This is a genomic window from Umezawaea sp. Da 62-37, from assembly GCF_032460545.1.
GTDB lineage: Bacteria > Actinomycetota > Actinomycetes > Mycobacteriales > Pseudonocardiaceae > Umezawaea.
In genome coordinates, this window is sequence record NZ_CP135965.1 from 1,694,354 (window position 1) to 1,708,961 (window position 14,608).

12 protein-coding genes are annotated in these 14,608 nt (G+C 70.9%); 3 read left to right on the plus strand and 9 right to left on the minus strand.

All coding sequences use genetic code 11. The features are described from left to right. Positions 1-70: 70 nt before the first annotated feature. From RM788_RS07220 to RM788_RS07260, 9 genes are all read right to left on the minus strand, one after another. The gene (locus RM788_RS07220) at positions 71-1,300 is read right to left on the minus strand and encodes an MFS transporter (protein WP_315930743.1); all 1,230 of its coding nucleotides are present in this window, start codon (positions 1,298-1,300) and stop codon (positions 71-73) included. After that, positions 1,294-2,004, minus strand: a complete 711-nt coding sequence (locus RM788_RS07225; protein WP_315930744.1) for a gamma-glutamyl-gamma-aminobutyrate hydrolase family protein — start codon at positions 2,002-2,004, stop codon at positions 1,294-1,296. The genes RM788_RS07220 and RM788_RS07225 overlap by 7 nt, the downstream gene beginning before the upstream one ends. Further along, positions 2,001-2,408 (minus strand): GNAT family N-acetyltransferase, encoded by a 408-nt coding sequence (locus RM788_RS07230; RefSeq protein WP_315930745.1) that lies wholly within the window; start codon positions 2,406-2,408, stop codon positions 2,001-2,003. The genes RM788_RS07225 and RM788_RS07230 overlap by 4 nt, the downstream gene beginning before the upstream one ends. Further along, on the minus strand, positions 2,395-3,705 hold the full coding sequence (purB, locus tag RM788_RS07235; RefSeq protein ID WP_315930746.1) for an adenylosuccinate lyase: 1,311 nt from the start codon (positions 3,703-3,705) through the stop codon (positions 2,395-2,397). Before purB ends, RM788_RS07230 begins: the two co-directional genes overlap by 14 nt. Then, positions 3,684-4,415 (minus strand): class I SAM-dependent methyltransferase, encoded by a 732-nt coding sequence (locus RM788_RS07240; RefSeq protein ID WP_315930747.1) that lies wholly within the window; start codon positions 4,413-4,415, stop codon positions 3,684-3,686. The genes purB and RM788_RS07240 overlap by 22 nt, the downstream gene beginning before the upstream one ends. Continuing rightward, on the minus strand, positions 4,412-5,908 hold the full coding sequence (locus RM788_RS07245) for a phosphotransferase (protein WP_315930748.1): 1,497 nt from the start codon (positions 5,906-5,908) through the stop codon (positions 4,412-4,414). The genes RM788_RS07240 and RM788_RS07245 overlap by 4 nt, the downstream gene beginning before the upstream one ends. Positions 5,909-6,536: 628 nt before the next feature. Next, the gene (locus tag RM788_RS07250) at positions 6,537-8,789 is read right to left on the minus strand and encodes a SulP family inorganic anion transporter (protein WP_315930749.1); all 2,253 of its coding nucleotides are present in this window, start codon (positions 8,787-8,789) and stop codon (positions 6,537-6,539) included. Positions 8,790-8,933: 144 nt separating this feature from the next. Continuing rightward, positions 8,934-10,070, minus strand: coding sequence for a hypothetical protein (locus tag RM788_RS07255; protein ID WP_315930750.1), 1,137 nt, complete (start codon positions 10,068-10,070; stop codon positions 8,934-8,936). Next, on the minus strand, positions 10,067-11,449 hold the full coding sequence (locus RM788_RS07260) for a cytochrome P450 (protein WP_315930751.1): 1,383 nt from the start codon (positions 11,447-11,449) through the stop codon (positions 10,067-10,069). The genes RM788_RS07255 and RM788_RS07260 overlap by 4 nt, the downstream gene beginning before the upstream one ends. 172 nt (positions 11,450-11,621) lie before the next feature. On the opposite strand from RM788_RS07260, the gene RM788_RS07265 reads away from it, so the two are divergent. The 3 genes from RM788_RS07265 to RM788_RS07275 all read left to right on the plus strand — a co-directional run bounded on the left by RM788_RS07265 (position 11,622) and on the right by RM788_RS07275 (position 14,561). Further along, positions 11,622-12,851 (plus strand): sensor histidine kinase, encoded by a 1,230-nt coding sequence (locus tag RM788_RS07265; RefSeq protein WP_315930752.1) that lies wholly within the window; start codon positions 11,622-11,624, stop codon positions 12,849-12,851. After that, a complete protein-coding gene (locus tag RM788_RS07270; RefSeq protein WP_315930753.1) occupies positions 12,848-13,531 on the plus strand; it encodes a response regulator in 684 nt (227 codons plus the stop codon). Before RM788_RS07265 ends, RM788_RS07270 begins: the two co-directional genes overlap by 4 nt. 280 nt (positions 13,532-13,811) lie before the next feature. Continuing rightward, positions 13,812-14,561 (plus strand): GH12 family glycosyl hydrolase domain-containing protein, encoded by a 750-nt coding sequence (locus tag RM788_RS07275; RefSeq protein WP_315930754.1) that lies wholly within the window; start codon positions 13,812-13,814, stop codon positions 14,559-14,561. The last annotated feature ends 47 nt before the right edge of the window (positions 14,562-14,608 follow it).

Here is a 14,608-nt window from a genome sequence, read left to right on the forward strand (position 1 = left end):
CCGGAACGATCAGGGGAGGCCGACCCGTTGACGAACGGCAGGTGGGACAGGACGAACCCGGTCAGCGTGCTCACGCGCGCACCTCCGCTTCGCGGACGGCCTCGTGACCGCGGACCGCGATCGAGGTGGCCACCGCGGCGAGCACGAAGACGAGGATCATCACCAGCAGACCCGGCATGCCCCAGGGCAGCACGACGGAGGTCATCAGCACCGGACCGACGATGAGCTGGCCGGTGTACCCGAGGCTGAACAGGCTGAGGTACTGCGCCCGCTGCTCGGGCGCCGACAGCAGGAACGACAGTTCCCACCCGGCGATGGCGTGCAGGTTCTCGCCCACGGTCAGCAGCACGACCGCCGCGGCGAGCAGGCCGATCAGCACCCACTTGTCACCGCCGCCGCCCGCCGTCCCCAGGAACAGCGAGGCGACGCCCAGCGCCACCACCGACCACCGGAGCAGCCGCATGGCACCGCCGAAACCCTTGCCGTGCTTGGCGAGCCGCACCTGGATCAGCACGGTGATCGCGGTGTTGAGCATCAGCAGGACCGAACTCGCCGTCGGCGACAGGCCCGCCCGCTGCACCACCCACAGCGGGATGAGGATGAACAGCATGCTGTCGTGCAGCAGCAAAGCGGCGTTCGCGACCGCGACGACCATGAAGCGCGCGTCCCGGTAGACCGTCTTCGGCCGCTTCTCCTTGTCCGGCACGGCGGCGTCGCGACCCTCGATCCCGCGCGTCGCCGCGATCGTGACGAACGAGACGAGCGCGAACGCGATGCCACCGACCACGAACAGCACCTGGTAGGCGACGCGGGACTGGAAGAGTTGGACGCCCGCGGCGAAGAAGAACCCCGTGGCGAGGCCGATGTTGTTCACCGTCCGCATCGACGCCATCGTGCGGGTCCGGTCGCCCTCGCCCTCCATCTGCCCCACGAGCACCTGGAGCAGCGGCAGCGCCGCCCGGCTCGCGGCGGTGAAGAACGCGGTGACCAGCAGGTAGCGCCAGTAGCCGTCGACCAGGACGTAGCCGGCCATGCCGATGCCGCGCAGCACCAACAGCGCGACGTAGACCCTGGTCACCCCGATCCGGCGGGTGAGCCGCGCGACCGGCATCGGCACGAGCAGGCCGAAGGTGTTGGCCAGCGTGAGCGCCAGACCGACCGACGCGGCCGGGATGCCCACGTGCTGCACGAAGTACAGCGTCGCCACGGCCTGGTACAGGCCGGTGGCCACGGCGTCGAGCAGCGCCCCCGCGGCCAGCACCCGGCCGCGGTGGCTGCGCGGCAGCACCCCGCTCAGCACGGGATCCGCCCGGCGGCCGCCGCGGCGAAGGCCTTGAACAGCGACTCGTCCCCGCCCACCTCCGGGTGCCACTGCACGCCGACCACGAACTCGCGGTCGGTGAGCTGGAGGCACTCCACGGTGCCGTCCGAGCTGCGCCCGGTGACCACGAGACCGTCCCCGAGCACGTCGACCGCCTGGTGGTGGTAGCACGAGACCGTCGTGGACGCGCCGATCAGCGAGCCCGGCATCAGGTCCTCGGCCATGTCCACCACCACCGTGCCGAACCGGCTGCCCTCGGGCTGGTGGTCGGCCTTGGCGATGTCCTGGCGCAGCGTGCCGCCGCGGACCACGTTGAGCAGCTGCATCCCCCGGCACACGCCCAGCACCGGGATGTCGGCGGCGAGGGCGGCGGCGAGCAGCGCGAACTCCCACTCGTCCCGCTTCGCCTCCACGCCGCTGGTGCGCTCCTCGCGCTCCGCGCCGTACCTGGCCGGGTCCACGTCGGGACCCCCGACGAGCAGCAGCCCGTCGAGCCACGCGGCCAGGTCCGCCGCCTCGGCAGGCCCGCCGTCGGGCGGCAGCATCAGCGGCAGCGCGCCCGCGTCCGCCAGCGGGGTGAGGAAGTCCCTGGGCACCAGGGAGGCACTGCGGTGCCAGCCCCTCCAGGACGCGTTCTCCTGGTAGGTCGTGACACCGATCCGGGGCGCTCTGCTCGTGCTCACGGCGTCAGCGGATCCATCACCCAGGCCGAGTTGTGCTGCTTGAACCCGATGTGGGGGTAGTACTCCACGGAGGCGGGCGCCGACAGCAGCACGATCTTGGCGCGGGGGGCGGCCTCCCTGGTCTTCTCGATCAGGTCGCGGCCGATCCCCTGGTGCTGGAACTCCTTGTCCACGGCCAGGTCGGACAGGTACGTGACGTAGGACCAGTCTGTGACGCACCGCGAGATGCCGACGAGCCGGTCGTCCACGCGGGCCACCACGACGAGGTTGGCGCCGCGCACCATGTCCCGGAAGCGCTCGGTGTCCTGCACCGGGCGGCGCTCCCCCAGGGTCGACGCGTTGTACAGTGCCGCGACCTCGGCCACGTCCAGGTCGGTCCCTTGGACGACTTCACACTTCCACATCGAGCAACTTCTCCATTCTGTCGCGAAGGACGTCCCGCCGACCGAGGAACCGCTCGGGCTGGAACTGGGCGGCGGTCGTGGTGATGCCCCGGTCCGCCAACGTGTCGGCCAGGTGCTTGCCGGTCTCGGTCGACTCCAGCGCGGCCGCCTGGACCACCCGGTAGGCCTTGTCCCGGTCCTCGCCCGCGTTGACGAGGTCCAGCAGCACCTCGGAGCTGTAGATCAGGCCGTGGGTGGCGTCGAGGTTCGCCAGCATCCGGCCACTGTGGACGGTCAGGTCCCCGATGACGTCCGCGGCCTTGCTCACCTGGTAGTGGGCGATGGTGAACGCGTCGGGGAACACGATCCGCTCCACCGGCGAGTGCGCCAGGTCGCGTTCGTGCCACAACGCCACGTTCTCGTAAGCCGCGTTGGCGTAGGCGCGCAGCAGCCTCGCCAGGCCGTTGATCCGCTCGCTCGTCGTCGGGTTGCGCTTGTGCGGCATGGCGCTGGAACCCTGGTACTCGCTGGTCCGCGGCTCCTCGACCTCGCGCACCTCGGTGCGCTGGAGCAGCCGCAGTTCCAGGCCGATCTGCTCGACGACCGCGCCGAGCAGTGCCAGCGCCGCCATCAGCTCGGCGTGCCGGTCGCGGGCGACGACCTGGCTGGGCACCGGTTCCACGCCCAGGCCGAGCTGGTCGCACACGTACCGCTCGACCTCCGGGTCGATGCTGGAGTACGTGCCGACCGCGCCGGAGATCGTGCCCACCGCGACCGCCTCGCGAGCGGCGCGCAGCCTGGTGATGCTCCGGTCCACCGCGAAGGCGTGCAGGGCCAGCTTCTGGCCGAACGTGGTGGGCTCGGCGTGGATGCCGTGCGTGCGGGCCACGCACACCGTGTCCCAGTGCTCCTTGGCCCGGCCCACGAGCACCGCGCGCAGCCTGACAGCTTCGGCCAGCACCAGGTCGCACGAGGCGGCCAGGGTGTGGCCCAGCGCGGTGTCCACGAGGTCGTAGCTGGTCATGCCGTGGTGCACCCACCGGCCGTGGCCGTCGGCGATCGTCTCGGTGTAGGCGGCCAGGAACGCCAGGATCTCGTGGCCCCGCACGCGTTCGAACTCCTCGACCCGCGCGGGCGTAGGCACCTTGCCGTCGCGGATGGCGGGTAGCGCGTCGGCGGGCACGACACCGAGCCGCACCTGCGCCTCGCTCGCGAGGACTTCCACCTCGACCCACGACGCGTACTTCCGCTCGGGGGTCCACAGCCCCTTCATCTCGGGAAGGGCGTACCGGTCGATCACAGCGGCCGCCGCCCCCACAGCACGAGGCTGCGCTGGTTCGCCTCGATCGGCCCCTTCGCCAAGTCCGCCCGCAGGGATTCGACACCCGCCGTGAACTCCTCGTCCGTGATGAGGTGCAGGCAGGAGTGCGACTTGTCCTCGAACTTCGTGGCCTCGTGCAGCGAGTAGGTGCTCTCGATCATCCGCTCGTAGAGGTCGGTGAACCCGGCGCGCGCGAGATCGCCCGCGAGCGCCGGAACCGGCTGGTAGCGCGCGAACTCCACCTCGATCGTGGCGGGGAAGTACCTGGCCATCGGGATCCGGTTGCGGATCGCCCAGTCGGAGTCGGTGACCGTGACGAAGTAGCCGCCCGGCTTCAGCGCCGCGAACGCGCGTTCGAAGTAGCGCAGCGGCTCCCGCACGTAGTGGATCATGTCCACCGACATGACGAGGTCGAAGGTGCCCTTCGGGAAGTCCAGCTCCTCGGCGAAACCCTCGCGCAGGTCCAGTTCCTCCGGGTGTTCCGCGGCCTGCTTGCGCATCTCCGCCGACGGCTCCACACCGATGCTCCGCGCGCCCGTGGTGCGGCGCACCGCGGCGAGGTGGTTCGCGGTGCCGCAGCCCACCTCCAGCACGGTGGAGTCCGCCGTCACGCCCGCGCGCTCGACGACGTGCTCGACCAGACCGGGGTAGGGACGCCGGTGCTTGGCGTACTCGGTGGCGAGGTCGTCGTAGTCCAGTGCCGTCACAGCTCTCGTCTCCCGTTGTCGTCAAAGGACTTCCTGGCCTGGTCGAGGTACCAGGCGACGTAGCCGAAGGTGGCCAGCCAGGCTTCCGGCGTCCGCAGCGACCGCTCGTACTTCAACCACCCGAGCAGCGACGTTGCCGCACCGATGAGCAACCGGGTCCGCGCATGTCCATCGGGACGCGGCAACCCTTGCAGCATCACGGCTTCAAGCTTCTCCACGGCGTCCGGGAACCCCACGGGCAGCCGCGACGACGACAGGTCGAGAACCCCCGCCGCCGGCCGCACCGGCTCGCCGAACAGCTCACCGGTCGCGTCGGTCTCGACCGCCCGCAGGATCGCCGCCATCGGGAACACGCCGTGCAGCAGCGTGGAGAAGTCGAACACCGGATCGCCGTACCCGACATCCGGCCGGTCCCGCCCCTCCCACACCGTGCGGGGGTCGATGAGCACCGCGCTGCCATCGGCGCGCAGGAGCATGTTCGCGGCGTAGATGTCACCGTGCACCGCACTGCCGTGATCCGGTAGCAGTCCCGGCACCACCTCGTCCAACCACCGCACCGATTCCCGGTAGGACGGCAGATCCACACCACCGGGCAGCAGCACCCGCGCGTCGAGCACCTCGTCCAGTTCCACCTCCCCGAACAGGGAACGGAACGTCGAGACGAACACGGGCTCCGCGGGCAGCGCGTGGTAGCGCTCGCGGTAGAGGTAGTCGGCCACGGTCGGCCGCCGATCGGCCGCGGTCAGCCGGTACCAGGCCGAAACCTGGTCAAGATGCGCTCCGAGGCGACCCAGCGCGTCATCGGCCAGCGTCGTGCGCCGGTCATCGGCGAACAGCAGCGCGATCGGCATCGGCTCACCGGCCTCCATCAGGCTGACGGCCTGACCACCTTCGACCCGAAGCCCGTGCACCACCGGAAAAAGCGCACGCCGCCCCTCCCGCGCCAACAGGTCGTTCACCTCGCGGGCGAACCGGACCTCCCCCGCGATCGCCTCCGCCTCCCCGATCTTCGCCACGACCTCAAGGCCGTCAAGGTGGAACTGCACCACCCCACGCGAATCCGAACCGGGCTTGTGCAGCGTCGTGAACCCCGGCTCCTCGACCACATCCCCCGCGAAGTCCCTCAACCGCGCCCGCTCCAACACCTCGACGAAATCGGAGCCGGTCAAACACATCCCGTGCAACGAGCCACCCAGCACGTAGACACCGGGCGCCTGCCCATCCCGCTCGTGAACCCCGAACCCGAAGTGCTGCAACCGTTTGCACACCAACGCATCGGCAAGCACCCCGACGAACACGACCGCAGGCGACCCAGCGTCGAACGCCGGGTCCCCCGCCAAGGCGGCGTACAGCCCACCCAGCTCATCCGCGCTCGCGGAACGCACACCGGGATCCCCCATGACCACCCATTCATGAACGAGGCCCTTACCCCAGGTGGTCGGGCCTGACGAGGCCCCACCGTATACACGGCGTGGAACCCTGTCGATGGCCAATGGACATCCAGCGTTAATACGTCAGCCAATTGGCGTACAACCCCGGTCAACCTCCTACATCACGTCACCGTGGGCAACAAAAACTCGATTCCAACAACCACGATCACCACCAATCCGCCAGACGGCCGAACCACGACCACCCAGGTCAGCCACGTTCCGCACGCCCAGACCAGGTCAAACAGAAATGGATCGACACCCCCTATCATTCGCCACCCAACATGAATGCAGCCAATTGGCAGGCACCCATAAAAAACACCTATAGGCCCGATAAACAAGTCGATTAACAACTGGCAAACCAGCCCACGAACGCGTATCAGGACCCCACACCAAAAATGCCCATAAGATTCCCACCGGCACAGCCGCTCCCCCGCACCCGGCGCGGAGCGCCCGCCGCCCACCGACGCGCAGCAAGGTGCCCTGGTCAGGCGCAGCCTGATGCCCTACCGACGCGCAGCGAGGTGCCCTAAACCGGCACAGCCCACGCAAGCGAAGTCAGACCTCCCCCTGCCCCCGATACACAGCGCCCTCCTGCCAAACGGTGGTGTGGCATTGAGACAATCGCGCGACCGGGGGCCGGACTTCACCCTTCCCCGACCCCCCACCCCGCCCCCCACAACACACAACCCAACTACCCCAACACATCCACCCCCTCCGGCAACCCCGCGAACCCCCTCCGGTCATCCCCCAACAACGACAACCTCCCCCCACCGATGTCGAAGAACATCCCGATCACCTTCAACCTCCCCTCCTCAACCGCATCCCTCACCACCGGCATCCCTTCCAACGAAGCAACCTGCACAGCGACGTTCACCATCGACAACCTGTCCACTTCGGACCCCACCCCCGGATCAACCTCGTGCCCCCCGACGAAAGCCCGCAAACTCCCCCTCCCCAACTCCAACCACCGCCCAACCGGCCCGTCCAGCCCACCTCCGTCCAACAACGCCCCCATCCCCCCGCACCCCGAATGCCCGCACACCACCAAAGCCGACACCCCCAACACCTCCACCGCGTAGTGCACCGACGCCCCCACCCCGTCGTCGTCAACCGGCGCGAGGTTCCCCACGTTCCGCACGGTGAACAAATCCCCCGGCCCACTGCTCGTGATCACGTTCGGCACGATCCGCGAGTCCGCGCACGTCAGGAACATCGCCTGCGGCTCCTGCCCGTCCGACAACCCCTCGAACACCGGCCGCAGCAACCGCGCCGACCGCCGGTGGTACTCCTGCACCCCCGACACCAACGGCCGCGCCGCCTCGTCGTGCTCGCTGTGCCGCTGCGCGGGCACGGTCGTCTGCCAGGAGGACCACGGCGCGAACCACCGCGGCAGCACGGCCCCGGACCCGCGCCGCGACATACCTCCGCGAACCCCGGACACCTCGTCGATGTGCACCACTCCGCCGGTCTTCGCGTGCTGGTCGCGCCACATCACCAGGTGCTCGTAGGTGGCGTGGTCGAGGAAGTCGACGGCCAGCTCCACGTCCACCGGGGCGCCGTCGGGCACGTGGGACAGGACCCGCGACAGGCGCGGGATCGACAGGAAGCTCAGCGTGCCCTCGATCGCGACCGTCCAGTGGTCGGGTCCGCCTGCCACCGGGGTCCGCGACACCCGCAGCTTCGCCCACACGACCCGGCGCAGCATCACCGCCACCGACAGGGCGAACCCGATCAGCACGCCCATGAGCAGGTCGAGGAACACGACGCACCCGACGGTCGTCACGTACACCAGGAGTTCGGACTGGCGGCGGGCCGTGCGCACGTCGTTGAGCTTGAGCAGCTTGAACCCCACGTAGACCAGCAGCCCGGCCAGCGCGGCCATCGGCACCTGCTCGACCAGGCCGACCAGCAGCAGCGAGAACAGCAGCACCCACACGCCGTGCAGGACCGCGGAGGCCCTGGTCCGGGCGCCCGCGGCCACGTTGGTAGAGCTGCGGACGATGACACCGGTGACCGGCAGGCCGCCGAGCAGACCCGACAGCGCGTTCGCTGCGCCCTGGCCGACCAGTTCGCGGTCGAGGTCGGCAGCCCTGCCCCGGTCCTTGAGCTTGTCCACGGCCACCGCGGACAGCAGGCTCTCGACGCTCGCGATCACGGTCATCGTGAACACCGCCAGCGCGACCGCGCCCCACCGCCCGTCGGGCAGCTCGGGCAACCGCACGGAGTCGAGCAGCGAACCGGGCAGCTCGACCCTGGCCACGTCCCACGACAGCGCCCAGGCCAGCGTCGTGGCGCCGACGATCGCGACCAGCGAGGCCGGGATCCCGCGCACGACCGCGGGCAGCAGCGGCCACACCAGCAGCACCCCCAGCACGAACAGGCCGACCACGGCCTCCCCGGTGTGCACGCCGAGCAGCTGCGCGGGCAACTGGGTGAGGTTGTCCCACGCCCCCGAGCCCGGCGCGCCGCCCAGGAGCACGTGCAATTGGGCGAGCGCGATCGTGACGCCGATGCCCGCGAGCATCCCGTGCACCACCGCGGGCGAGATGGCGAGCGCGACGCGGGCGACCCGGCTCAGCCCGAGCCCGATCTGGAGCAGCCCCGCCGCGACCGTGATGGCGCAGGTGACGGCCCAGCCGAACTGCTGGACGAACCCCGCGACCACCAGGGTCAGACCGGCCGCCGGACCGCTGACCTGCAACGGGGCTCCGCCGAGCAGCCCGGCGACGACACCGCCCACGACCGCGGCGATCAGCCCGGCGGTGATCGGGGCGTCGGAGGCGACCGCGATGCCGAGGGAGAGCGGCATCGCGACCAGGAACACGACCAGCGACGAGGACAGGTCGTACCGGGAGTCCTCCTTGACCCAGCGGCGCACCGCGGCGCGCCGGGAGGGCCGGGCTGTCGGGGGTCGGACGGTCGAGGGCGCGTCGCGTGGGTCCACGTGGGTCCTCCAAGGGGCAGCGGTCGTACCGGTCCGGCACACCACTGGGCCGTTGAGCGGAGTCGTCTCCGCCCACGAAGGAGCAAACCGTCGATATGTCCGTTTGGTTCCCACCCTACGTGTTCATGCGATTGCTCACAGTTCTTACAGCGGCAGCTGCAAGACGGGGAAGACGGCTGCGGCACGAGCCGGGAACGCGGTCAGGTAGGCCCGCCACCGCCCCCGGCAGGTGTCGCACAGCTCGACGCCGCCGAACCGGCCGGTCGCCTCCGCACCGTAGGAGGCGCGGTGGCGGCAGTGCTCGCAGTGGACGTCGGCGCCCTCCAGGAGATCGGCGAGGCCGGGGAACATCAGGTCTTCGCGGGCGACCACGGTCGCGTAGCGGGTGTCATTGACGACCAGGCCGGTGGCGTCGACGCGGTTCCAGAGCTTGAAGTTGCTCCGCGTCCCGGCGACCACCTGGTCGGTCTCGGGCAGCCCGATCGTCAGGTCCTCCTCGGTGAAGCGGTACCGCCGCATCATCAGGTGGATCGGCCCGCCGAAGTACCGCAGGAAGTTGAGGGCGGCCCGGTGCCCCGACGACCGCGCCCACGCCGCGTCCAGCGCCCACAGGACTTCCCGGCACCGCCGGTAGCCCTCGACGCGCAGGTCGTGGCCGACGTAGGCGAACGTGCTGTTGGTCTCGCCCTCCGCGCGGTGCTTGTAGTAGGCCACCGCGTCGTAGAGCGTGTCGCCCAGTTCGGTGAGGACCTGGAACTCCTCCTCGTCGAACCACGTGTCGTCGGCGTCGGCGCACGCCATCGCGGCGGCGATGGTGAACCGGGCGAGGGCGTCGCAGTCGCGCAGCCGGAACCAGTCCCGCGGCGACCGGGCGAGCGCGGTCACGTAGCGGCGGAACAGCTCGGAGTCGCGCCGCCCGCTGGACTTGTCCGCGGTCACGAGCAGGAAGGCGCGGTACTCGCGGGCCATCTCCCGATGGCCGGGCGTGCCCGCGAACACGGTGTCGAGCAGCTCGGTCAGGTCGTAGCCCAGCAGTTCGTCGCCCGCGGCCACGTCCACGAGGTCGCCGCGGAACTCCGCGACGATCCCGATGACGATGATCCGGGTGAACGCGAGGTAGCGGTCCCAGTTGGCGAAGTGCGGGATGACGCACCTGGTGTACTCCCACGCGCAGGCGAGGGTCTCGGCGACGACGGCGTCCGGGAGCCCGGTGCCCTTCAGGTCGTCGGCGAGTTCACCGGGGTAGTACCAGGCGTCCTCGGTGCGATCGGCCTCGGTCATGCGGACGCTCCCGTGGTGTGCAGGGTCTCCGGCGTGCCGGACGGCACGGCCAGTGGGCGCAGGCGCAGGGCTCGCGGGCTGAGCACCAGGCTCGTGGCGGGACGGACCTCGTCGTCGGACGTGGGCCGCATCGACCACCGCAGGGTGATCGTCGCCAGCATCAACGTGGCCTCGGCCAGTCCGAAGGTGTCGCCGACGCAGCGCCGGGCGCCGCCGCCGAAGGCGAGGAACGCGCCGCGCGGCGGCTCCTGGCCGCCGTCCCACCGGTCCGGGACGAAGTCGTCGGGGTCCGGGAAGTGCTCGGCCCGGCGCTGGACCGCGTAGGGGCTGTAGGCGACCGTGGTGCCCGCGGGCAGGGCGTGCCCGCCGAGGTGGGTGTCCCTGGTCGTGAGGCGGGTGAGCAGGAAGATCGGCGGGTACAGCCGCAGCGTCTCCAGGACCACGTTGCGCGCCACCGCGAGCCGCGCCAGGTCGTCCGGGGTGACGTCGCCGCCGTCGAGGACACCGGAGGCCTCCGCGCGCAGCCGCCGTTCGACCTCGGGGTGGCGCGACACGAGGTGCAGCGCCCAGCAGACCACGTTGGCGGTGGTCTCCGTGCCCGCGAGCAGGAACGTGAGCACCTGGTCGTGGACCTCGGCGTCGGACAGGCCCGGCGCGCCGTCCCGCGGCCCGCACGAGGCGAGCAGGCCGGACAGCAGGTCGTCGTGGTCGGTGTCGGACGCGCGGTGGTCGGCGATGACCTCGGTGACCAGGGCGCGGAGCCGGTCCTGCGCCCGGCGGTAGCGGCGGTTGGCCGGTGTCGGGACCCGGTCGAGGCCCTTGGGCAGGATCGACCGCCACGCGACCCCGGCGAGCACGACGTTCATGTCCTCCGACATCCGCCCGATGACGTCGGCGGGCAGGCCGCCGGGCAGCATCGTGCGGGCGGTGATGGTCTTCATGTCGGCGAGCACGTCGACGACCTCGCCGTCGCGCCACCGCCCCAGCACGGCGTCGATCTGCCCGCTCATCACCCGGACGTAGCCGGGCAGCCGGTCGCGGTGGAACGACGGCCGCACCAGGCGGCGCTGCCTGCGGTGGTCGGCGTGGGCGCAGCTGACGAGCCCGTTGCCGCCGGTCTCCCGGATGCGGTCGAACAGGTAGCCGCCCTTGTCGAACAGGCGGTCGTCGCGCAGCACCTCGTGGCTCAGTTCCGCGCCGGTGACCACCAGCGCCCGCCACGGACCGATGTGGACCCAGACGAGATCGCCGTGCGCGGACAACGTCCTGAGGAAGTCGAACTTGTCGCGCACCAGGGCGACCAGGTGGCCGAGCAGCGGCAGCGCGCCGGGCGCGGTCGCGATCGTGGCCGCCGGGGGCGGTGCGGGCTCGCGGATCATGGGGCAAGGCCTTTCCTCGGATGACGGGAGGACGGTCGCCGGTGGGAACCGTTGCACCGCGCCGGGAGAACGGCAGGAAAGTGCCGCATCGCGGTCGTCGTGCCGCGCGGGGAGGCGCGGCCTCCCCCTGGGGAGTGACGCCCCGCCTGCCGGCGGACCGCACAATGGCCGCATGACCAGCAGCGCTGTCGGGGTGGGCCGGACGCTCGCCCACCGGGTGTTCGGGCGCGAGGTGGAGCAGTCGCTGGCGCGCCAGTCGATCCTCGTCGCGGTCGTGTGCCTGGTGACCGACGCGGTGAGCTTCGCGACCAGGGGACCGGAGAGCATCGGAGTCCTCGACGGACTGCTCCTGCTCGGACTCGTCGCCGCGGACGCCGCGCTCGCGTCGTCGCCGCGGTACTCGGGGTGGGTCGCGCTCGGGCACGCCCTCCTGGTGCCGGTGCTGGCGATCGTCCTACCGGGACGCAGCGCCACCACGACGGGTTTCCTGGTGTCCGCGTACCGGGCGGGCGCCTGGCTGCGCGGCGGGCCCGCGGCGCTCTCGCTGGCCGTCCTCGCGCTCGGCGTGCTGTCGTCGCTGCTGGTCGACGGGTCGACCGCGCCGTTCGCCCTGCTGACCCTGGTGACCGCCAACACGGTGCTGCCGTGGCTGGTCGGCCGCTACACGACCGCGCGCAAGGCCCACGTCGACGAACTGCGCCGCCAGCGGGAGGACGCGTTGAGGGACGCCGAGGCGGAGGTGGGCAAGGCCGTGGCCAAGGAGCGCGAGACGATCGCGAACGACCTGCACGACGTGATCTCCCACCACGTCAGCGCGATCGGCGTGCACGCGGCCGCGGCACGGCTGAACCTGGTCGACCGGCATTCGGCGCGACCCGGACCGGTGGACACCTCGTTGGCGGCGGTGGAGGCGTCCAGCCGCGCGGCCATGGTGGACCTGCGGCGGCTGCTCGACCTGCTGCACCAGGGCGACGACTCCGCGGGGCAGCCGGGGCTCGGCAAGCTCCAGGAGCTGTTCGACGGCGTCCGGTCCTCGGGCCTTCGGGTGGCTTTCGCGGTCTACAACGACCCGTGCCCCATCACGCGCACCGTCGACACCGCCCTGTACCGGGTGGCGCAGGAGATGATGACGAACGCGCTGCGGCACGGCGACGGAACGGCGGTTCGCGTGGAACTCGAGTACGGCGGCGACCACGTGTCGATCACCGCCCGCAACCGGATCGCCTCCGGATCGGTGCTCGCCGGGCGCGATTCCCTGATAGCGCAACGGGGATCGTCACGGGGGCTGCGCGGCATGGGGCAGCGCGCGGAGATGGCGGGCGGTTCCGCGACCTCCGGCCCCGTCGAGGACGGGCAGTTCTGGGAGACCACCGTGACGATGCCGACCGGGACCGGCTCATGACGCTGCGCATCGTCATCGCCGACGACCACGCGATGTTCCGCTCGGGCCTGCGGGCGGTGCTGGACGCGCAGCCCGACATGACCTGCGTCGCCGACGTCGGCGACGGCTACAGCGCCGTGGAGGCGACCAGGAGGCTGCGGCCCGACCTGGTCATCCTCGACGTGCGCATGCCCAAGATGGACGGGCTGGCGGCCACCCACGAGCTGATGGCGTCGGGGAACAAGGACCTCAAGGTCGTCCTGCTCACCACGTTCGACGCCGACGACTACGTCCGCAAGGCGCTGGCCTCGGGCGTGAGCGGCTTCGTGCTGAAGAGCCTGCCGCCCGAGGAGCTGGTGACCGCGATCCGGGTCGCCGCGCGGGGCGACACCTACATCGACCCGTCGGTCACCCGCAGGCTCGTCCCCCGGCTGGCCGACGCCATGGTCCCGACCGCCCGGCCCCGCGGCGCGGCGCCGGGCGTCGACCGGCTGACCGCGCGCGAGCACGAGGTGTTCCTGCTGATGGCGGCCGGTCTGTCGAACGCCGAGATCTGCGACCAGCTCTACGTGGGGAGCCAGACCGTGAAGACCCACGTGTCGCGCGTGCTCGCCAAGCTCGGCCTGCGCGACCGGGTGCACGCCGTGCGGTTCGCCCACCACCACGGGCTGATCGAGCAGACCGACACCTCGGGGCTCTGAGGCGACGCCGGGGCCTCAGCGCACTCGGTCCGATTGACCGGCTCCGCCGTCGAGGCCGCTTGGCAGGCTCCGCCCGCGAAGTCCCAGCGGATGGCGCCGGGCGCGCGCTGCCCGCCGGGTCGCGTGACTTGCGATTGGCGGGCCCGCTGGTGCCGCACAGCGCCGCCCGACCCGATCCGTTCACCCCGACAGGTGTGGCGCGGGCGTGGCCGGGTACCTAGTCTGGGAACGCTCCCAGAAGCTCCGTCATCGCCGCCGTGGGCTCTTCGGAAGGAGTTCGATGGTTAGCACCGTCCGCGCCCTCGCGTTGGCAGTCCTGCTGGCCGCAGGCACCGTCGTCGCCGCGACCGGGCAGGCACAGGCCGACACGACGATCTGCGACCAGTACGGGTCGACCACCATCCAGGGCCGCTACGTGGTCCAGAACAACCGGTGGGGCACGTCGGCCACGCAGTGCCTCAACGTCACCTCGACCGGCTTCCAGATCACCACCCAGCAGGGCTCGGCCCCGACCAACGGCGCACCCGTGTCGTACCCGTCGGTGTTCCTGGGCTGCCACTACAACAACTGCTCCCCCGGCTCGACCCTGCCGATGCAGGTCAGCCGGATCCGGAGCGCCACGTCGTCGATCGACTTCCGCTACGCCGGGGGCACGTTCGACGCGGCCTACGACATCTGGCTCGACCCCACGCCGAAGACCAACGGCGTGAACCAGGTGGAGATCATGATCTGGTTCAACCGGCAGGGGTCGATCCAGCCCATCGGCAGCGTGGTGGGCACGACGAACGTCGGCGGCCGGACGTGGCAGGTGTGGCGCGGCAGCAACGGGGCGAACAACGTGATCTCCTACGTCGCCCCGTCCGCGATCACGTCGTGGTCGTTCAGCGTGATGGACTTCGTCAACGACGTGAAGGCACGCGGGGCCATCACGACGTCGTGGTACCTGACGAGCATCCAGGCCGGGTTCGAGCCGTGGAGCGGGGGGACCGGGTTGGCGGTGACGAACTTCTCGGCGGCGGTCAGCGGGTAACCGGCGCACCGGGTGCGCCACGTGCGCAACGGCGCACCCGGTTCAAC